This window comes from Gordonia tangerina (assembly GCF_021556435.1).
Taxonomy (GTDB): Bacteria; Actinomycetota; Actinomycetes; order Mycobacteriales; family Mycobacteriaceae; genus Gordonia; species Gordonia tangerina.
This window is the reverse complement of sequence record NZ_JAKGCU010000015.1, coordinates 75,692-96,583: the sequence shown is the minus strand read 5'-3', so window position 1 is coordinate 96,583 and position 20,892 is coordinate 75,692. Positions and strand designations below refer to the sequence as shown.

The following is a 20,892-nucleotide window of genomic DNA, read 5'->3' as shown; positions in this document are numbered from 1 at the left end:
GTAACCAGTGACCAGCGAATCCAAGACCGTAGTCGTGGTCGGCCACGGCATGGTGGGTCACCGCTTCGTGCAGACCCTCCGTACCCGCGACATCAACGACACCTGGCGGATCGAAGTTGTTTCCGAAGAGGCCGATCCCGCCTACGACCGCGTCGGACTGTCCTCGTATGTCGGTTCCTGGCAGCGGGATTCGCTGGCACTGGATGGCAACACCTACGCGGGTGACGATCACGTCGTGACCCACCTGGGTGAAGTCGTGACCGACGTCGACCGTGCGGGCCGGCGGGTGGTGACGTCGGTGGGACGGGAAATCGACTATGACGCTCTCGTGCTCGCCACCGGGTCATATGCCTTCGTCCCGCCGGTTCCCGGACACGACAACGACAAATGTTTCGTCTATCGCACGCTCGATGATCTGGACGCCATCCGGACGGCCGCCGAGGCAGCCGGACCGGGTGCGCCCGGAATCGTCGTGGGCGGCGGTCTGCTGGGACTGGAGGCGGCCAATGCGCTGAAGCTGATGGGGATGGCCCCCCATGTGGTGGAGTTCGCGCCACGGTTGATGCCCATGCAGGTCGACGACGGGGGCGGGTCGGTCCTGGAGAACCTGGTGACCGACCTGGGGTTGACTGTGCACACCGGCGTCGGAACGGCCGACATCGCCGATTCCGACTCCGGCGGGCTCACCGTGACGCTCAGCGACGACAGCGAGATCGATGCCGCCCTGGTCGTGTTCTCGGCGGGCGTGCGGCCGCGCGACCAGGTGGCCCGCAACGCCGGTCTTGCGGTCGGCGAACGTGGCGGCGTGCTGGTCGACACCTCATGCCGAACCGATGATCCCGACGTGTTCGCGATCGGGGAGGTCGCCGCAGTCGAGGGTCGTTGCTACGGGCTGGTCGCGCCCGGATACAGCACCGCCGAGGTGGTGGCCGACCAACTCCTCGGGCAGCAGTCCACTTTCCCCGGTGCGGACATGTCGACCAAGCTCAAATTGCTCGGTGTCGACGTGGCCAGCTTCGGTGACGCCATGGCGACCACCGAGAACGCGCTGGAGATCGTCTACCACGACCCCGTTGCCGGGCGGTACGCGAAAGTGGTGGTCTCCGATGACGCCAAGACACTGCTCGGCGGCATCCTCGTGGGTGATGCGTCGGCATACGCGCTGCTCAAACCGATGGTGGGCAGCGAGATCCCGGGTGACCCGGCTGCGCTGATCGCGCCGGCCTCGGGTCCCGCGGTCGGCGTGGACGCGCTGCCCGACGAGGCCGAGATCTGTTCGTGTAACGGCGTTTCCAAGGGAACCATCTGCTCGGCGATCGCCGACGGCGCCTGCGAGATCGCCGACATCAAGAAGACCACCTGCGCCGGAACCACCTGCGGTGGCTGTCTGCCCAGCGTCAAGTCGCTACTGGCGGCCTCTGGTGTAGAACTGTCCAAGGCCCTGTGCGAGCACTTCGAGCAGTCGCGCGCCGAACTGTACGAGATCATCTCGGTCACCGGTATCCGCACGTTCTCCGAGATCATCGACCGCTACGGCAGCGGTCAAGGCTGCGACATCTGCAAGCCGACGGTGGCGTCCATCCTGGCCTCCACGTCAAGCGACCACATCCTCGACGGCGAGCAGGCGTCCCTGCAGGACACCAACGACCACTTCCTCGCCAACATGCAGAAGAACGGCTCCTACTCGGTCGTCCCGCGCATGCCGGGCGGGGAGGTGACCCCCGAACAGCTCATCGTGATCGGTGAGATCGCCCGTGACTTCGGTCTGTACACCAAGATCACCGGTGGTCAGCGCATCGACCTCTTCGGCGCCCGCGTCGACCAGCTCCCGGAGATCTGGCGTCGCCTCGTCGACGCCGGCATGGAATCCGGGCACGCCTACGGCAAGAGCCTGCGCACGGTGAAGAGCTGCGTCGGGTCCACCTGGTGCCGCTACGGTGTGCAGGATTCCGTCGGCATGGCCGTCTTTCTGGAGAAGCGCTACCGGGGCCTGCGGTCGCCGCACAAACTGAAGTTCGGTGTGTCGGGCTGTGCCCGCGAATGCGCCGAGGCGCGGGGCAAGGATGTCGGTGTCATCGCCACCGAGAACGGGTGGAACCTCTACGTGGCCGGTAACGGCGGACAGAGCCCGAAACACGCCCAACTGCTGGCCAGCGGAGTGGATGACCAGACGCTGGTCGCCTACATTGATCGGTACCTGATGTTCTATATCCGCACCGCCGATCGCCTGCAGCGTACCGCGCCGTGGCTGGAGGCGATGGAGGGCGGACTCGATCATCTGAAGGCGGTGGTCTGCGACGACAGCCTGGGTCTCGCGGCCGATCTCGAAGCGGCCATGGAACGCCACGTCGAGGGCTACCGCGACGAGTGGGCAGCGGTACTCGAGGACGAGGATAAGCTCAAGCGCTTCGTCTCGTTCGTCAACGCACCGGAGGTGGTCGATCCGACGATCCAGTTCACCGACACCGACGTCGAGCGCAAGATCCCGGTGCTGCTCGACATGCCGTCGATGCCCGGCCGCGTCGACACCGAGTCCGCCACCAACGACGCAACAGAACGTGAAGGAGTGCCGACATGACAGTCGCTGCGCGATCGACGGCGAACCAACCCGCTGACCCGACCACGCATGCCGAGGCCGTACCCGGACAGTGGATCCGTGCGTGCGCCCTGGCCGATCTCGCCATCGGACGAGGGGCCGGTGTGTTGGGTCCCGACTTCGAGCAGGCCGCGCTCTTCCGCATCCCGGCGGTGGAGACCGACCGAGAAGCGGTGGTGGGACGGACCCGGCTGTACGCCATCGGCAACATCGACCCGTTCGCACGCGCAGCGGTGCTGTCCCGCGGCGTCACCGGCGACCGCGGTGGCGAGCCGACCGTTGCCAGCCCGCTGGGCAAGCAGGTGTTCTCGCTGCGCTCCGGCATCTGCCTCGACGACGAAGCGATGTCGGTGCCCAGCTACGCCGTACGGGTGGTCGACGACATTGTCGAGGTGTACTTCCAGCGCCGATGAGCAACAGCAAAGACACGGCCCTCGCCGACGACGCCGAGGCCCTACCACTGGCCGGATTCACCATCGGGATCACCGCGGCGCGGCGCGCCGAGGAATTCGCTGCGCTGCTCGAACGCCGGGGTGCCGAGGTGATGGCCGCTCCGACGATCCGGATCCTGCCGCTCGTCGACGACACCGAACTCGAGCAGGTGACCGAGACGATCATTGCCGATCCACCGGAACTGATGGTCGCCACCACGGGTATCGGCTTTCGTGGCTGGGTGGAGGCCGCCGACGGCTGGGGCGGGGCCGAGCCGCTGATCACCGCGTTGGGAAAGAGTCGGCTCATCGCCCGGGGACCGAAGGCCAAGGGCGCGATTCGGGCGGCCGGGTTGCGCGAAGAGTGGTCTCCGGGAAGCGAGTCGTCGTCGGAGGTGCTCGACCGGTTGCTGGACGAGGGGGTCGAGGGCGTGCGGATCGCGGTCCAGTTACACGGTGCGACCACCGAATGGGAGCCCTTGCCGGACTTCTGCGCAGTGCTGCGTGCCGCTGGCGCCCAGGTGCTACCGATCCCGGTGTATCGCTGGAACATGCATCCCGACGTCGATCGGATCGATCGCATGATCGGCGCAGTGGTACGCGGCGATCTCGACGCGATCACCTTCACCAGCGCGCCGGCCGCGGCGTCGATCCTCACGCGCGCCAAAGAACTCGGCAAGCTGCCGCAGTTCGTGCACGCGATGCGGACGGCGGTGCCGGTGATGTGCGTGGGTTCGGTCACCGCCGGTCCGTTGGAGGCGTTGCAGATCCCGACCAGTTATCCGAAACGGTATCGACTCGGCGCCTTGGTGCGGTTGATCACCGACGAGTTGCCCCGGAGAAGTCACAACTTGCGAGTTCACGGTCACGACACCGCCATCCGCGGTCAGGCGGTGATCGTCGACGGCGCGCTGCGTGATATGTCGGCGACCAGTTTGATCATGCTCAAGGCACTCGCTGCCTCACCCGGTCGGGTGGTCTCGCGCCACGAGCTGCTGGCCGGACTGCCCGGCGACAGCTCCGACACCCACGCCGTGGAAGTGGCAGTGGCCCGGCTGCGCAATGCACTGGGTGATCCGAAGATGATCCAGACCGTGGTCAAGCGGGGATATCGACTCGCTGTCGACCTGGAATACGAGGGGGAAGAGGACGGGGAATGAGGCATCGACACACTCGTCAGTACCTGCCGTTCGGCGACCGGCTGCGTGACGTCAGCCCGGTGCTGGTCGCTCACGGCACCCGAAATCCGCACGGCGTCAGCGTGATCGCGGAGATCGCCGAGGCCGTCGGAAAGCAGGTGGGTACCACCCGCACCGCCTTCGTCGACGTGCTCGGCCCCACCCCGGCCGAGGTCATCGCCGATGTCGACCGCCCGGCGGTGTTGGTACCGGCGTTCCTGGCGTCGGGGTATCACGTCCGCAAGGATCTGCCGCAGCATGTCGAGGCAGCGGGGCGTTGCGACACGATCGTCACCCGGGCGCTCGGGCCGGATCCGGCCATCGCCGATGTGGCCCGCCTGCGGCTCGTCGAGGCCGGTTGGGAGCCGGGTGACTCGGTGGTGCTGGCCGCGGCCGGCTCGTCTGACGAGAGCGCTTGCGGCCAAGTGCATCTCGCTGCCCGGCAGCTGGAGTCGATCATCGGCGGACGTGTCGAAGTGGGCTTCATCACCACCGCGACGCCGTCGGTTCCCGAAGCTGTCGAACGGGCATCGCGGAACGGACGCCGCGTGGCCATCGCGAGTTATCTGCTGGCGCCTGGGTTGTTCCATCAGCGACTGCACACCTACGGTGCCGATGTCGTCGCCGATCCGCTCGGAGCCGATCAGCGCATCGTGGACCTCATCGTCACGCGCATGCGCGCCGCGATCAGCCCATACCGTCGTCAGGCGCCGGTCAGCGGCTGACCCCAATGGCGACCTCCGGTGGATGGCCGCGAACGGAGTGAGTGGCGTATCGAGATCACATCACGGTCCCGCCAGAGAGCCGATCACCTCCGGTCAGTCATCGATGCCGGGTCTCCAGCGGCACTCGCGGAGGACGACCCGCCCGTCTCGGATGGGAACGCCCTCGGCGTGCAGCCTCGCCAACTGTCGCTCGGCCAGGTGTGGGGTCGGGCGGCCCGAGGCGGGGACCACGCGATGCCAAGGGAGGTCACCGGAATCGGTCCGCATGATCGCGCCTACGATCCGCGGGCTGGACAACCCGGCCGCATGGCCGAGGTCACCGTAGGTGGTCACCATGCCTTCCGGGATCGCCGCGACCAGTCCCCGCACCCGCTCCACGTCGTCATCAGTGATGGCGGCCATCTCAGACCTGCTCGAGAATCTCGCGGATCAACGTCGCGGTGAGTTCCGGCTCCAGGTACGGCACCATGTGCCCGCAGTCGGCATGTACCACCCGAATCGACTCCGCGTCCGCGCAGGATGCGAGGAAGTCGGGGCCCACGAACGGTGGCCGGACGCGATCGGCCACCACGACCACCGTCGACAGTCCGGTCGGTGGGAGCAACGCCTCGCGGGCCATCTCACTCCACGCCGTGGCCGCCGCCGGCGCACTCACCCGCCATCCCACCCGGCCGTTGGCCAGGGGAACCAGGTGCTCATCGATCTCCTTGTCCAACAGCGTCTCCGGGATGTCCGCCCACCCCTCGCTGCGTTTCGCCGACCGGGCGTGATCGGCGTCGGCGTAGTCCCAGTGGGCCAGGCTGTCGGTGGCGACCTCCAGCGCCCACGACGGATCGAGACCTTGCGCCGGGTCGAGCAACACCAACCCCGCGACCGCATCGCCGAGACGATGGGCCAGCCGGACGGCGAGCGCTCCGCCGAACGAGTGACCGACGATCACGAACGGACGCGCAGAGGCAGGGATGTGCTCGTCGACAACTGCGACCAACGCGTCGACGTGGTCTTCGTAGGACCACGGCGGTGTCCACGGCGAGTGGCCGTGGCCGAGGAGATCAGGTGCGATCAGGCGCAGGTCGGGTAGCTGGTCGCCGGCCAGTGCCGCCCACCGGCGGCCGTGGCCGGTGAGGCCATGGATGGCCAGGACAGCTGCGGCGTCGCCGGTATCGGGTCCGAATGTGTGGGTGGTCAACGGCATGACGCCATCCTGCCGTAGCAGCGTGGCGACTGCGTTGGCACGCCATCTTCACGGTGCTGCTCGCCGAGGCTGTCGGTGGCGCGTGCTTCCATGGGGACATGGCCCGACGCAGCGATTCCCACCCCACCGCGGGGACGGCGCTGCGTACCCGACTGACCGCGGCACCGGGCGTCGACGACCGTACGCGGCAATGGCCCGCGGAGGTCACCGAAGTGATCGAATCGGCGGTGACGCGGGATTCGTCGCGGTCGTGGTCGCCTGTCCGGGTACACGGTGGCCCGGGTACGGGAAAGACGTCGGTCATCGTCGACGCCGCGGTCGCGCGGCTGTTGCGTGACGATGTGGATGCCGAGTCCGTTCTGGTGCTCGCGGCGTCCCGACGTGCCGCGGCCTCGTTGCGAGAAGAGATCACCCGACGGGTGTTGTCGGCGACCTCGGGGGGTGCGGACGGTGGCGTCGAGAACCGCGCGCTGCGTGAACCATTGGTGCGCACCGTGCACTCCTACGCCTTCGCGGTGTTGCGGCTGCAGGCCTCCGCGCACGGCAATCCGCCGCCCCGCCTGATCACCGGGTCCGAGCAGGACATGGTGCTGCGCGAACTGCTGGCCGGTGACATTGAGGACGGCGCCCGGTACTGGCCGGAACGGCTGCGGCCGGCGCTGGGCACCGATGGATTCGCACAGGCACTACGCGACCTGATGATGCGGGCTGCCGAGCGTGGCGTGGGACCCGAGGAACTGACCGCGCTGGGACGCGAACACCGCCGGCCGGAATGGGTGGCGGCCGGTCGTGCCTACGCGCAGTACGAGCAGAACATGTTGTTGCGCGGCGCAGTCGGTGCCGACGCCCCCGGCGCATCGGCGCCCGCGGTGGATGCGGCCGAACTCATCGGTTCGGCGCTGTCGGCGTTTGCGACCGATCCGGATCTGCTCGCCGGGCAGCGCCGACGAATTCGGCATCTGCTGGTCGACGACGCTCAGCACCTCGACCCGCAGGCGGCGGCGTTGGTGACGTTGATCGGGACGGGCGCGGATTCGACGATCATCGCAGCGGACACCGATCAATCGGTGTTCGGTTTTCGCGGGGCCAGTCCGCGATTCGCCGACGAGCTGACCGACCTCGGCACTCCGCGAGATGTTCTGCTGGAAAAGACTTTCCGCAACCATCCCGAAATCGCGGCGGTCGGTGCCGCGCTCGCAGCTCGGCTGCCCGGCGCCCGGTCGCACCCGTATCCGAGGCCGACCGACGAGGCCGACGGCGATGACACGGATCCATTGCCCGGGGGTGCGGAGGTGAAGGTCTTCAGCTCGGCGGCCAAGGAGGCGACCGCCGTCGCCGACCTGTTGCGTCGCGCGCATCTGTTCGGTGGCGTGCCGTGGTCGCGGATGGCGGTGGTGGTGCGGTCGGTGTCGCTGGCCTTGCCTGCGTTGCGGCGCGCCTTCCGCTCGGCCGGGGTGCCGGTGACGACGCCCACCAGCGATCTGCCGTTGCATCGCCAACGGGCCGTCGGCGCCCTGATGGGTGTCCTACGCGTGGTGGCTGCGCGGGATCTGGCGCAGCGGGAGTCGGCCGAACGGGAGCTGGCCGGACAACCGGCTGATCGCGACAGGGCGGATGGCGAACCGGCAGCGCCGGACGCTGTGGACAAATCGGCGGTGGACGACGGATCGGCCGCGGACCATGAGTTCACGATCGACGATGCGGTGGCCCTACTGGGTGGTCCGGTCGGTGGCGCCGATCCCGGCGCGATGCGCCGACTACGTCGCGGTGTGCGGCGTCTCGACGAGCGCAGCGGGGGAGGCGCGGCCACCGATTCGCTGATCGCGATTCGGCGGGCGTTGCTCGACCCTGACGTCGCCGCCCGCTACATCGCGGCGCTGACCGAGGCTGAGGCCCGCCCGCTGGTGCGCACTCTCGACGTCATAGCGGCCGCCGATCGTGCCCATCGCGCTCGACGTGGGGTCGAGGAGACACTCTGGGCGGCATGGCAGGCCACCGGCCTGGAACGACGGTGGGCGGCGAGCGCGATCCGTGGCGGACCGGCGGGTGAGCAGGCCGACCGCGATCTCGATGCCGTGATGGCCATGTTCGAGGCCGCCGCCAATTTCGTCGATACCTTGCCCGCGGCGGGGCCGGCCGGATTCGTGCGGTACCTGGCGGCGCTGCAGATTCCGCGGGACAGTCGATTGGCCGGCTCGGCCAACGACGCGGTCACGGTGCTCTCGGCGCACGCTGCCGCCGGCCGCGAGTGGGACGTGGTGGCCGTGGCCGGGGTTCTCGATGGGCTGTGGCCGTCATTGCGCAGTCGTGGCAGCGTGCTGGCGACCGGACAACTCGTCGATCTGCTCGACGGTCTCGACCCGGATGCCCTGGACACGGTCGCGCGGTCGCGGTCGGCGCTCGCCGACGAACGCCGATTGCTGCTGGTGGCGTGTACTCGCGCGCGTCGTCGACTGCTCGTCACCGCGGTGGAGGACGGCGGCGGTGATGCCTCGCCGTCGCGGTTCGTCGTCGAGATTGCCGACGCCATCCGTCGGTTCCGGGGCACCGCCCTGCCCGATGCCGACGATCTCGGTGCCGACGGCACGGCGGACACGGCATTGGCCGAATTGCCTCTGGACCCGGGGGTCGACCGTGTGCTGTCGCTGCCGTCGTTGGTGGCGACGCTGCGCTCCGAGGTGGTCGGTGACATCGGTCCCGACGGTCCGGGAGAGAAGGCCCGCGCGGCCGCGGAACTTCTTGCCCAACTGTCGGATTCCGATATCCCTGGTGCCGCGCCCCGGGACTGGTACGGCCTGGGCGGGCCCAGCGCCGAGATCGCGTTGTGGGCTCCCGACCGGGGGCCGGTGACGTTGTCGCCCTCAAACGTCGAGGCGCTGACCCGGTGTTCGTTGCGATGGGTGCTCGAGCGTCATGGCGGCCGCGACGGGGACGGGACGCCGGCGCTGACCGGCAGCCTGGTCCACACGCTCGTCCAGGCGGTCGCCGGCCAGATCGAACCGGCTGAGGTCACCGCCGCGCTGCGCGGCATCTGGGATCGGGTGGACACCGGCGCGGCGTGGTACTCGGTCCGTGAACTTGAACGCGCCGAAGCGATGCTCACCAACTTCCGGGACTGGCTGCGGATCTCACGCGACGAGCTGTCCGAAGTGGGGGTGGAGGCCGATATCGACGCGACGGTTCCGGTTGACGCGGACGAGCAGGAGATGGCGGTGCGGCTGCGGGGTCGGATCGACCGGCTCGAGCGCGATCATCAGGGCCGTCCGGTGGTGGTGGACGTGAAGACGGCCAAGACGGCGATCACCAAGGCCGACGCCCAGGAGCACGCCCAGCTGGCCACCTATCAGCTGGCGTTGGCCCTCGGCGGGGCGACGAGTGGACAGTCCGAGCCGGTGCAGCCCGGCGGTGGACGGCTGGTGTACGTGTCGTCGGCGAACAAGAACACCGGCGCGGCCGAACGTGTCCAGGAGCCACTGAGCACCGAGCAGGTCGACGAGTGGATCTCGGTGGTGCGCAATGCCGCCCGTGCCAGCGTCGGTCCGGTGTTCGCCGCCACCCGCAATCCCGGATGCAGTCATTGCGCGCTGGCGTCGAGCTGTCCGGCCCAGCTTCGTGGGAAGATGGTGATCGATGACTGAGCGGCCCACGATCTCGGCCGTCGCGATCGCCGCTGCCCTTGGTTTGCCGACTCCGACGCCCGAACAGGTCGCGGTGATCGAGGCACCGATGGAGCCGGTGTTGGTGGTGGCGGGCGCCGGTGCGGGCAAGACCGAGACCATGGCCTCTCGGGTGGTGTGGCTGGTGGCCAACGGTCTCGTCGCTCCCGACGAGGTGCTCGGCCTGACGTTCACGCGGAAGGCGGCCAGTGAGCTCGGCGCGCGGATCCGGCGAAGACTGTCGATGCTGGCGGGGTCCTCGGCGTTGCGCGGCTGGGATGTCGACGGTGCCATCGCCGCCCGGCTGAGCGGCGGTGACCCCGAGGTGAGTACCTATCACGCTTACGCCGGGCGGCTCATCGCCGACTACGGTCTGCTGCTGCCGGTGGAACCCAACTCCACGCTCCTGTCGGAGACGGAGTTGTGGCAGATGGCGTTCTCGGTGGTGTCCAACTGGACCGGCGAGCTGCAGACCACCAAGGTGCCGGCCAGCGTCACCGAAGCGGTGCTGAAGCTCTACGGCGACATGGCCGAGCACCTGGTCGACTTCGACGACCTCCGTCGCGCCGGTGACGACCTGTACCAGCTGATCGACACACTGCCGAAGGGACCGCGTCAGCGCGACACCCCGACTCAGGCGTTGCTGAAGATCCAGGACGTCATCGACGAGCGGCGCGAACTCATCCCGATGGTCATCGCGCTGGGTGAGACGATGCGGGCGGCGACGGCCCTCGATTTCGGCAGCCAGATGTCCCTGGCGGCCCGGCTGGTGATGCGAAACCCGGAAGTCGCCGCTGCCGAACGCACCTCGTTCAAGGCGGTGTTGCTCGACGAGTACCAGGACACCGGCCACTCGCAGCGCATTCTGCTCGCCACACTGTTCGGCGTGGCGCCGGGCGCGCCGAAACGATCGGCGCGGGGATCGGTCGCGGTTACCGCGGTCGGCGATCCCATCCAGTCGATCTACGGCTGGCGTGGGGCCTCGGCGGCCAACTTGCCTCGCTTCACCGACGACTTCCGTCAGTCCGACGGCACCCCTGCGGTGCGCCTGGAATTGCTGACGAGTTGGCGTAATTCGGCACACGCTCTGCGGTTGGCCAACCAGACATCCGAAGAGCTGCGGCGCCGCGGCATCCCGGTCAGTGTGTTGCGGCCCCGGCCGGACGCGCCCACCGGCACCGTCGACCTCGCCCTCACCGAGACCGTCGTCGACGAACGGCGCTGGATCGGCGAACAGGTCGAACGCCTCTACCGAGGCGCCGAGGCGGCCGGTGAGCCGCCACCGACCACCGCGATCCTGGTGCGCCGCAACGACGATTCGGCGCCCTTGGCGGCCGAACTGGAGAGCCGTGGCATTCCTGCCGAGGTGGTCGGCATCGGCGGGCTGCTGCACGTGCCGGAGATTGAGGACGTGGTGGCGATGCTGCGCCTGATCGCCGATCCGATGGCCGGTACGGCGGCGATGCGGTTGCTGACCGGCGCCCGATGGCAACTCGGTGCGGGCGACCTCGCGTCACTGTGGAAACGGGCCACCGAGCTCGCAGCCGTCGAGTTCACTGCCGCCAACGGGATCGTCGCCTCGCGCGAGGCGCTCGACAACGCGTTGGATGCGGTGCTGCCCACCGAGATCGTGGATCGCGCAGGCATCGCCGATGCGTTGGTCGACCCGGGAGAGCCACATCGATACAGCGAGGAGGGTTTTCGGCGTATTCGGACGTTCGGCGCCCAATTGGAGTCGCTGCGCCGCCGGATCGGCCAGCCGTTGCCCGAATTGGTCGCCGACGTGGAGAACACCATCGGAGTGGCCGTGGAGGCGCAGATCCGGGCGCGCCGGATGCGTGGTGCGATCACCGGCCGTGAGCACCTCGATGCATTCGCGGAGTACGTGACCACCTACGCCGAACGGTCGGGTGCGAATCTGCCCGGCTTGTTGGCGTTCCTCGAGACCGCCGAGACCATCGAGAAGGGGCTCGAGCCCGGTCGCATCGAGGTCGCCGAACAACGCGTGCAGATCCTCACCGTCCATGCCGCGAAAGGCCTGGAGTGGGATGTCGTGGTGTTGCCTCATCTGTGCCACAACATCTTTCCGGGCGGACGTGCCGACAGCACCTGGTTGGGTAGTGCCAAGGAACTGCCCGCGCAATTGCGCGGCGACCTCGCCGACGGTGCGAACGCGGAGGGCTTCCCGCCGCTCGACCTGCACGCGGTCGCCGACCGCAAGGAACTCGAAGTGGCGCTGACCGAGCACAAGGAGGCCATCGCGCAGCGTCGGCTCGAAGAGGACCGGCGGCTGCTCTATGTCGCGCTCACCCGAGCCAAGGAGACGTTGCTGATCTCCGCCCACCACTGGTCGGAGAGCGGCGACCGACCGCGCGGTGGGTCGGAGTTCTTCGCCGAGATCCGCGCGATCGTCACCGCGGCGATCGACGATCCGACCGTCGACTCGACCGGCATGGCGATCGATGTCGACGCCGACGAGCCGGCGCAGGACGCAACCAATCCGTTGGCCGACGAGATCGTGAGCGCGCCGTGGCCTCGGGACGTGCTGGGGGAGCGGCGAGACGCGGTCGACGCCGCGGCACGACTGGTGGAAGACGCGATCGCCGCGCGCGGCACACCGACGCTGTTCGAGGCGTCGGCCACTGACATCACACCCGGGTCCGGAGCGTCGGTGACCTCGGAAGCAGACCTGACCGAGTCGGCTCGGGAGATCGCCGCCTGGCGCGCCGAGGTGGACGCTCTGCTGGCCGAGCACCACCGCATCAACACCGCGGAGGTCGACGTGGCGTTGCCGACGCACCTGTCGGTCAGCCAGCTCGTCGAACTCGACGCCGACGAGGCGGCCTTCGCGCGGCGGCTGCGTCGCCCCACCCCATTCGCACCCAACCCGACCGCGCGCCGCGGCACCGCCTTCCACGCCTGGGTGGAGGGCTGGTTCGGCGCCACCCGACTCCTCGACATCGACGAACTGCCCGGTGCGGCCGACGCCACCGCGGCTCCCGACACCGACCTCGAGGAGCTGCGTGCGTCCTTCCTCGCGTCGCGCTGGGCTCAGCGCAGCCCCACCGAGGTCGAGGTGCCGTTCGAGACGGTCATCGGTCCCACCGTGATCCGCGGCCGCATCGATGCGGTGTTCGCCGAATCCGATGGCGGCTGGCTGGTGGTGGACTGGAAGACCGGTTCGGTGCCCGAGCCGGCCCGCCGCGAGTCGCTGTTCGTGCAACTCGCCGCCTACCGGATCGCCTGGGCGCAGTTGGCCGGGGTCCCGCTGGAGAAGGTGCGCGCGGCATTTCACTACGTGCGGTCCGGCTACACCCTGGAACCCGATGACCTGCCCGATCGACCTGCACTCGCGGCTTTGCTCGCGAAATGAGCTAGATTCGCCTCGTGAACGAACGGCGGCACATTTGAGACGACCTCGTGGATTCGGCAGCCGGCTACGATCCGAGCACTTGTCGGAGGGGCCCGACTACGCACTGGTCGGGGTCGTCCGCATCCCGGAACTGCAACAGAGTCCGGGACGGGCGATCGGCAAGCGCGTCGTGTTCGCGGTCATCGCCCTGTTCCTGACGTCGGTGATCGTGTTCCTCGACCGGGACGGCTACAAGGACTCCCAAGGCGGGGAGCTCTCGTTTCTGGATGCTCTGTATTACTCGGCGGTGACGTTGTCGACCACTGGATACGGCGACATCACCCCGGTGACCCCGTTTGCCCGCCTGATCAACCTGCTGGTGATCACCCCGCTGCGCGTGCTGTTCCTGATCGTGTTGATCGGCACCACGCTCGAGGTGCTGACCGAGCGATCCCGGCAGGCCCTCAAGATCCAGCGTTGGAGGAACAGCGTGCGTAACCACACCGTCGTGATCGGATTCGGCACCAAGGGACGAACCGCGGTGGACGCGATGATCGGTGACGGCATCAAACCGGCCGAGATCGTCGTGGTCGACGCCGATGCCGATGTGCTCGAGGCCGCGGCCGCAGACGGGCTTGTCACCGTCCGCGGCGACGCCACCAAGTCCGACATCCTGCGCTTGGCGGGGGTGGCCCATGCGGCGAGCATCGTGGTGGCCGCCAACCGTGACGACACCGCGGTCTTGGCCACCCTGACCGCCCGCGAACTCAATCCCCGGGCCAAGATCGTCGCGTCGATCCGCGAGTCGGAGAACACCCACCTGATGCGTCAGTCGGGTGCGAACTCGGTTGTCGTGTCGTCGGAGACCGCCGGCCGGCTGCTCGGCATCGCCACCATGACCCCGTCGGTGGTGGAGGTGATCGAGGACTTGCTCACCCCCGACGCCGGCTACGCCATCGCCGAACGCGAAGTCGACCCCACCGAGACCGGCGGATCTCCGGCGCACACCCGCGACCTCGTGCTCGGGGTGGTGCGCAACGGCGTCTTGCATCGCGTGGACGACAGCGAGGTCGAACAAATCGAGGTCGGCGACCGACTGCTGTATGTGCGCAAGGGAGGTCAGGACTGATGGCCCACTTCACGTTGGCCCGCCCGCCGATGCTGGCGCAGGCCAGGTTCGACCGGGCCGACGAGATCCGCGACGACCCGGACCGGATGCAGTCGGGTTGGCCGACGGCGCGGGTGCTGCAGATCGATCAGGCCGGGCGGTATCCGGTGGCCGACGACGGTGGCCTGCGATGGATCGAAGCCACCGACCTCGGTGACCGACCGCCGATGGACGCGGTGTTTCTCGGCGTCGGGAGCAGCGACCTGTGGACAGTGCGGGTCAGCGAACTCGACGGCCGCGCCGACGATCCGCGCCGCGGCGCCCACGGGCTGACCGCCGACGACGCAGGTCTGCTGGCGACGGCCCTGGGTATTCTCAATTGGCATGCCACCGCGGCGTTTTCGCCGGTGGATGGCACGCCCACCCGACCGGCGCGGGGCGGTTGGGTGCGCCGGCACCCGGACACCGGTGTAGACGAGTTCCCGCGCACCGATCCGGCGATCATCACCGTCGTCCACGACGGGGCCGACCGGGTCCTGTTGGGGCGACAGTCGGTGTGGCCCGACGGTTGGTATTCGACGCTCGCCGGATTCGTCGAGCCCGGTGAGTCGCTGGAGCAGTGTGTTCTGCGGGAGGTGTACGAGGAGGTCGGCATCACCGTTGCCGAGCCGCGGTATCTGGGCAGCCAGCCGTGGCCGTTCCCGCGGTCGCTGATGCTCGGTTTCTCTGCTCTCGGCGACCCCGCCACGCCGCTGCAGTTCTTGGACGGTGAGATCGGCGACGCGGCCTGGTTCGAGCGTGCCGAGGTGATCGAGGCGCTCGAGAACGGCAGCGAGTGGGTCCGTGGCGACGGCGCGGTGGGCACCAGCTCCGACGGACGCCGACTCCGGCTACCCGGCTCGATCTCCATCGCCCGTTCGCTGATCACGGCGTGGGCCTACGCCGAGCACTGAACTGTCCGGACACCGAGCCGTCCGGTCTCGAACCCGATGAGTGGGAACAGCAGCGGGATTCGTGCTGTTATGGGGGACATGAGCAACGTGATCGACGACGACGCCTCGGCCCGGGTTTCCGACACCGGCGAACTGACCATGTACACCACGAGTTGGTGTGGTTTCTGTGCCCGCCTCAAGACCGGGCTCAAGAGTCTCGGTCTGACCTGGCAGGAAGTGGACATCGAGCTGAATCCGGACGCCGCCGAATTCGTCGGCAGCGTCAACGGCGGCAACCACGTGGTTCCGACCGTGCTCTACGCCGACGGCACCACTGCGACCAACCCGTCGGTGGCCGAGGTCAAGGCCAAGCTCGGCGTCTGAGCCACCCCGGAGCGGGCCCGTTCGCGATGTCGGCGACCGATGGCATAGTGAACCGGTGCCCGATCCTCACCGCATCCTCGACGGTCTCGACCCCGAGCAGCAGCGGGCGGTGATGGCACCCCGTGGGCCGGTCTGTGTGCTGGCCGGTGCCGGAACCGGCAAGACCCGCACCATCACTCGCCGCATCGCTCACCTGATCGACAGCGGTCAGGTGAGTCCGGGCCATGTTCTGGCGGTGACCTTCACCACCCGGGCGGCCGGCGAGTTGCGGTCGCGGCTGCGCGCGTTGGAGATCAGCGGTCCGGGGGTGTCGGTTCAGGCTCAGACCTTCCACGCCGCGGCTCTCCGTCAACTGCGCTATTTCTGGCCGCGCGGCCTGACCTGGGAACTGCTCGATCACAAACTGCCGGTGGTGGCCCACGCCGCACGCGGGGTCGGGGTGACCACCACGAGTGAATCGCTACGCGATCTGGCCACCGAGATCGAGTGGGCGAAGGGCTCGCTCATCAGCCCGGCCGACTACCCGGCTCGCGCCGCCACCGCCGGCCGGGACGCGCCGTTCGGTCATGACGTGGTCGCCGCGGTCTACGACGCGTACGAGGCGGCGAAACGCGATGGTTCGCACCTGTTGCTCGATTTCGACGACCTGATCATCTATGCCGGCGAGATCCTGCGCGAGCCGGATGCCGCGGCCAACTTCCGCGCCCGTTACCGCTGTTTCGTCGTCGACGAGTACCAGGACATCACCCCGGTGCAACAGCGCCTGCTCGATTCCTGGCTCGGCGAACGCGACAACCTGACCGTGGTCGGCGACGCCAACCAGACCATTTACTCCTTCGCCGGGGCCACCGCCGACTATCTGCTGGGTTTCACCCGTCGCTTCCCGGAGGCCACCCTCGTCCGCCTCGAGCGTGACTATCGGTCCACACCGGAGGTCGTCGCCGTCGCCAACCAGGTCATCGGGGCGGCCGAGGAACGCAGCCCGGGTACGCGTCTCGAACTGATCGGTCAGCGTGATAGGGGACCGGCCCCGCGGCCGGCCGAGTTCGCCGATGACATGCGTGAGGCGCGCGGGGTGGTTGCGCAGATCAAACACCTGGTCAACGCGGGCACCCCGCCCGCCGAGATCGCGGTCCTGTACCGGGTCAACGCGCAATCGGAGCGGTTCGAGGAGGTGCTGACCGAGGCCGGCATTTCTTATCAGGTCCGCGGCGCCGAGGCATTCTTCACCAGGACCGAGATCGTGCAGGCCATGCGCAAACTCACCGACGTCGCCGCTCGCGACGATCTGCCGGCGGACGCCGATACCGCCCGAGTGGTGCGCGCGGTGCTGGCGCCGCTCGGACTCGGCGCCGACGAGCCGGCCGGCCCGCACGCCAAGGCCCGGTGGGAATCCCTGCGGGCGTTGATGTCCGTCGTCGACGAACTACTCGCAGACGAGCCGGGCATGTCGTTGCGCAGGCTGGTGTCCGAGCTGACCACGCGTGCCGAGGAACGCCACACACCCGAACGCACCGGGATCACCTTGGCGTCGCTGCATGCGGCCAAGGGACTGGAATGGGATGCGGTCTTCCTCGTCGGGCTCACCGAGGGATCGGTACCGATCGCACAGGCGATCAGCAACGGAGCCGAGGCCATCGAGGAAGAGCGTCGGCTGTTCTATGTGGGCATCACCCGCGCGCGGGTGCATCTGTACCTGTCGTGGAGTCTGTCGCGCACCGGGGCGGGTCGCGTCACGCGTCGCCGGACCCGCTTCCTGGACGGGATCGAACTGGACCCGCGACGCAGTGGTCGCTGTGTCGAGTGCGGCGCCGACCTGGTGAACCCGGAGTCGCGGGTGCGTGGCCGGTGCGGCAGCTGTCGCATCGAAGAGCAGGGTGACGAACTGCTGGCGGCACTGCGCGCCTGGCGCCGTGACCACGCACAGGAGCGCGGTATCGGCGAACTGGCCGTGCTCACCGACGCGATGCTGGAGGCGATCGCCGATCGCCGTCCGGCCGACACCGCGGCGTTGGGGTCCATCCCCGGGATCGGGCCGGTGAAGCTGGAGCAGTTGGGTGGCGCGGTTGTGGAGTTGGTCCGGGCGCGCGGGGGCGCTCGCCGCGGATGACCGGTGGTCCAGGACACGAAACCGCAGGTCAAAAATAGGTTGTGCGATTCGCGTCGCCCCGCCTACTCTTGATTCGTCAGCACGGGGAGAGACTCGTATGTCCGTAACGGGTCACCTCACAGGTGGAAGCCCTCGAGCACAGGAAGGAGCGGATCAGTGAACGGAATCATCAAGGCGGCACTCGTCGGAATGCCCGCGGCGCAGCCGAGCCTGGCTCTGGCCATCGATGCACCCCGTCACGCCCGCTTCTGGGTCGACGAGACCCGCGTGCCGGTGGCCGTCCATCCGATCGCCGGCCGGGTAGCCAAGGCACCCGCAGGCGAAGCAACCGCCGCAGCGCGAGCGCCGCAGCGGTTCCCCGTGCAGATACGAAATCCGCGGAGTCACTGACTCCGACCTTTCGGGCCACGGGCGAATCGCAGAGGCGAAACCCGTGGCCCCTTTGTGTACGACCGTGAACCACCTCTGACGACCTCGTCCGACACCGGCGAGTGCCGAGGCTTTCGTTTCACAGTCGACATCCACATCGGGACTCGGGTGCAACACACCAAACACGAGCAGATGTGGAGAGCAGAATGACTGTCGATTACGTTCTCGAATCCTGTCTTTCGGCGGACCGCGAGTCGGTCGGCGGCCTGGACCTGCCCTGCCAGGTGGCCGACGCCGATCTGTGGTTCGCCGAGGATCCCCGAGACCTGGAGCGCGCCAAGGCCATGTGCGCCGAATGCCCGTTGCAGCAGGCCTGCCTGCAGGCCGCGCTCGACCGCGCCGAGCCCTGGGGGGTCTGGGGCGGCGAGATCCTCGAGCGAGGCGCGGTGATCGCGCGGAAGCGCCCCCGTGGCCGCCCCCGCAAGACCGCCGCGTGAGAGGTGGGGTGTCCGGACTCAGTCGGCGAGTCCGGGCACCCACTTCTCCATGATCGCCCGGTAGGGCGCGTCCGCCTCGAGCTGCGATGCGATCCCGACACAACCGGCCAACACCCGGAAGACCATCACATAGTTCTTGGGCACGTTCAGGTTTCGTGACGTCTTGTACACATCGCCGCGAACATCGGTGGCCTTGCCGGCCGCTCGTTGCATCCACTTGCGAGTGAAGTGGAAGGACTCGGTGTACAGGGGATCGACGTAGGGCTTCAGATATGCCTCGATGTCGGCTGCGCTCACCCGATCGGCGCGCGACGCCAGGATGAAATCGGTGCGCACCATCAGGTCTTTGAGTTCTTCGTACTGTTTGTCGCGGGCCAGACGCAGGATCTGTCCTGTTTCGCTGGGCAGACCATTGGGGTAGTGTCCGACGGCGCCGAAGTCCAGGGCGCCGAACCGGCCGTCGGCGGTGATGAAGAAGTTGCCCGGATGCGGATCACCGTGGAGCAGGCCCACTCGGAACGGCGAACTCACTTCGAAGGTGGCCATCTTGGCGGCCGCGTCGTTGCGGGTCTCCTGATCTCCCGAGACGATGATCTTCGACAGAGGTGTGCCCACAAGCCATTCCGACACGATCACCTTCGGTGCGCTGGCGACGACCTTGGGGATGACGAAGTCCGGGTCGCCATCGAAGGCCTTCGCGAACGCACGTTGGTTGTCCGCTTCGCCGAGATAGTCGAGTTCTGCCTCGGTGCGATCGATGAGTTCGTCCATCATCGCCTTGACGTCGGTGCCCGGTGACAGTTTCTGGATCACACCCGACATCCGCGACAGAGTCTTGAGGTCGGCCTTCAATGCATGATCGGCGCCGGGATACTGGACCTTGACTGCCACCTCGCGACCGTCCGACCAGATTCCCTTGTGGACTTGGCCGATGCTCGCCGACGCCGCCGGCTCGTCGGAGAACTCGCGGAAGCGGTCACGCCATTTGGTGCCCAGTTGCTGATCGAGCACCTTGTGCACCTTCGGTGCCGGCATGGGGGGCGCCTCGGCCTGCAATTTGGTCAAGGCCTCGCGGAACGGTTCCCCGAATTCGTCGGGGATGGCGGCCTCCATGATCGACATGGCCTGGCCGACCTTCATCGCGCCGCCCTTCAATTCCCCGAGAACGGAGAAGAGTTGTTCGGCGGCGCGTTCCAGCATTTCCTGCTGGACCTCGTCCTTGTCCCGGCCGACCATGCGTTTGCCGAGTCCGGCCGCAGCGCGACCGGCCATTCCGATGGGCAGTGACGCCAGTCTTGCGTTGCGCCGTCCCTGTCCCCGAGCGATGTCACTCATAGCGTCCTTTCCCCACCACAGGATAGAGGACCAGACGCTGCACCCGGTCCCCGCCACACGTGGGCATCACCCTGCCCGTGCCGCCGCCGGTCGGCACAGACAGAGGGGATGTGGCGGCCATCTGGTCGCAACCAGGCGGGCCGGGGCCGGATGGAACTCCAGCGCCCGGTCGATCAACTCGGGTGCACGATCAGTGCGATCCGACCACAGCGCCGTCCCGAGTTGCTCGATCTGTGACTGGGCGAGTGCGGCCGTGCCGCGCACGATGCCGGCCGAACCGAATCCGATCTGCGCGACCAACTGAGCCGCCAACATCGGCCAGTCCGGCTCGAGGTCTGCCCGGTGGCGATCGGCGCAACGCAGACAACTCGACAGGCCCGGCAACACCAACGGACCCACCACACCCACCCCGTCGCGTACACGTACCGGCAGATGCGCGATCCGCGCGTCGATCAGCGCGTTGACGACCTCCGGATCATGCACGAGGTAGTCGGTGAGCACCACGAGGTTCGCGGTCCAGCCGTCGACGGCGACCACCGGCGGCCGCCGCGCCGATCTGCGCGGCGCCAGACCCGACTCGGTGAGCGAGGTGATCAGCAGATCGGCCAGCGGGCCCTCACCGTGAAGCGCAATGCGCAAGCTCGTGGCCGCCGGACCCGAGGCCGGGATGGTCGCGAGGCCCGCCGCGGTCAGGTGCGAGACGATGTCGGTGAGGTCGGTGACGGTCAACCCGATCGCGCGTGCCCTGCGTTGTGTCTCGGCTACCGGTGTGACCACCGCGAATCCTCGGAGCAACACCGCGACATCGGCGGCCCGCACCGGCGAGGGCACGTCGATCACGAGGCTCCCGTGTGGGTCGCTGCCCACATGGACACGGTTTCCGGGCCGCACCAGCACCGGTGTGCCCGGACGCAACAGCGGCAGACTCAGAGTTGCGACGTTGGCCGGTGCATCCGGCTCCTCCGCACCCTCACCTGCCGGAACCACACATCGGACACCTCGATCGGACATGGCGTCACTGTGC

The 20,892-nt window shown here is 68.2% G+C and carries 16 protein-coding genes; 12 read left to right on the top strand and 4 right to left on the bottom strand.

Going from position 1 to position 20,892, the window contains the following annotated elements:
• Window positions 1-7: 7 nt before the first annotated feature.
• From nirB to L1892_RS15970, 4 genes are read left to right on the top strand one after another with little or no spacing between them, the layout of a single operon-like run.
• Window positions 8-2,578, top strand: a complete 2,571-nt coding sequence (gene nirB / locus L1892_RS15985) for a nitrite reductase large subunit NirB (RefSeq protein WP_235724595.1) — start codon at window positions 8-10, stop codon at window positions 2,576-2,578.
• Window positions 2,575-3,009: a nitrite reductase small subunit NirD gene (nirD, locus tag L1892_RS15980; protein ID WP_235724594.1), complete on the top strand. Its 435-nt coding sequence runs from the start codon at window positions 2,575-2,577 to the stop codon at window positions 3,007-3,009. The genes nirB and nirD overlap by 4 nt, the downstream gene beginning before the upstream one ends.
• On the top strand, window positions 3,006-4,187 hold the full coding sequence (locus L1892_RS15975; protein WP_235724593.1) for a uroporphyrinogen-III synthase: 1,182 nt from the start codon (window positions 3,006-3,008) through the stop codon (window positions 4,185-4,187). The genes nirD and L1892_RS15975 overlap by 4 nt, the downstream gene beginning before the upstream one ends.
• Window positions 4,184-4,930, top strand: coding sequence for a sirohydrochlorin chelatase (locus L1892_RS15970; RefSeq protein WP_235724592.1), 747 nt, complete (start codon window positions 4,184-4,186; stop codon window positions 4,928-4,930). Before L1892_RS15975 ends, L1892_RS15970 begins: the two co-directional genes overlap by 4 nt.
• Before the next feature lie 93 nt (window positions 4,931-5,023).
• Here the strand turns inward: L1892_RS15970 and L1892_RS15965 are convergent, their stop codons facing one another.
• Window positions 5,024-5,332 carry an MGMT family protein gene (locus L1892_RS15965; RefSeq protein ID WP_235724591.1) on the bottom strand — a complete coding sequence of 103 codons (309 nt, stop codon included), beginning with the start codon at window positions 5,330-5,332 and terminating at the stop codon, window positions 5,024-5,026.
• A gap of 1 nt (window position 5,333) precedes the next feature.
• A complete protein-coding gene (locus L1892_RS15960; protein ID WP_235724590.1) occupies window positions 5,334-6,125 on the bottom strand; it encodes an alpha/beta fold hydrolase in 792 nt (263 codons plus the stop codon).
• Window positions 6,126-6,223: 98 nt separating this feature from the next.
• Here L1892_RS15960 and L1892_RS15955 point away from each other — a divergent pair, with 98 nt between their 5' ends.
• The 8 genes from L1892_RS15955 to L1892_RS15920 all read left to right on the top strand — a co-directional run bounded on the left by L1892_RS15955 (window position 6,224) and on the right by L1892_RS15920 (window position 18,533).
• Complete coding sequence (locus L1892_RS15955; protein WP_235724589.1) at window positions 6,224-9,763, top strand: ATP-dependent helicase; 3,540 nt, start codon at window positions 6,224-6,226, stop codon at window positions 9,761-9,763.
• Entirely contained in the window at window positions 9,756-13,154 is a 3,399-nt protein-coding gene (locus L1892_RS15950; RefSeq protein WP_235724588.1) for an ATP-dependent helicase, read from the top strand. The genes L1892_RS15955 and L1892_RS15950 overlap by 8 nt, the downstream gene beginning before the upstream one ends.
• Before the next feature lie 79 nt (window positions 13,155-13,233).
• Window positions 13,234-14,262 (top strand): potassium channel family protein, encoded by a 1,029-nt coding sequence (locus tag L1892_RS15945; protein ID WP_235724587.1) that lies wholly within the window; start codon window positions 13,234-13,236, stop codon window positions 14,260-14,262.
• Window positions 14,262-15,194, top strand: a complete 933-nt coding sequence (gene nudC, locus L1892_RS15940; protein WP_235724586.1) for an NAD(+) diphosphatase — start codon at window positions 14,262-14,264, stop codon at window positions 15,192-15,194. The genes L1892_RS15945 and nudC overlap by 1 nt, the downstream gene beginning before the upstream one ends.
• A gap of 78 nt (window positions 15,195-15,272) precedes the next feature.
• Window positions 15,273-15,557, top strand: a complete 285-nt coding sequence (locus tag L1892_RS15935; RefSeq protein WP_235724585.1) for a mycoredoxin — start codon at window positions 15,273-15,275, stop codon at window positions 15,555-15,557.
• A gap of 55 nt (window positions 15,558-15,612) precedes the next feature.
• On the top strand, window positions 15,613-17,667 hold the full coding sequence (locus L1892_RS15930; RefSeq protein ID WP_266062379.1) for an ATP-dependent helicase: 2,055 nt from the start codon (window positions 15,613-15,615) through the stop codon (window positions 17,665-17,667).
• A gap of 156 nt (window positions 17,668-17,823) precedes the next feature.
• On the top strand, window positions 17,824-18,057 hold the full coding sequence (locus L1892_RS15925; RefSeq protein ID WP_235724584.1) for a hypothetical protein: 234 nt from the start codon (window positions 17,824-17,826) through the stop codon (window positions 18,055-18,057).
• A gap of 185 nt (window positions 18,058-18,242) precedes the next feature.
• On the top strand, window positions 18,243-18,533 hold the full coding sequence (locus L1892_RS15920) for a WhiB family transcriptional regulator (protein ID WP_235724583.1): 291 nt from the start codon (window positions 18,243-18,245) through the stop codon (window positions 18,531-18,533).
• An 18-nt stretch (window positions 18,534-18,551) separates the two neighbouring features.
• Here the strand turns inward: L1892_RS15920 and L1892_RS15915 are convergent, their stop codons facing one another.
• Window positions 18,552-19,868 (bottom strand): ABC1 kinase family protein, encoded by a 1,317-nt coding sequence (locus L1892_RS15915; RefSeq protein WP_235724582.1) that lies wholly within the window; start codon window positions 19,866-19,868, stop codon window positions 18,552-18,554.
• A 66-nt stretch (window positions 19,869-19,934) separates the two neighbouring features.
• Entirely contained in the window at window positions 19,935-20,879 is a 945-nt protein-coding gene (locus L1892_RS15910) for a hypothetical protein (protein ID WP_235724581.1), read from the bottom strand.
• Window positions 20,880-20,892 lie beyond the last annotated feature (13 nt).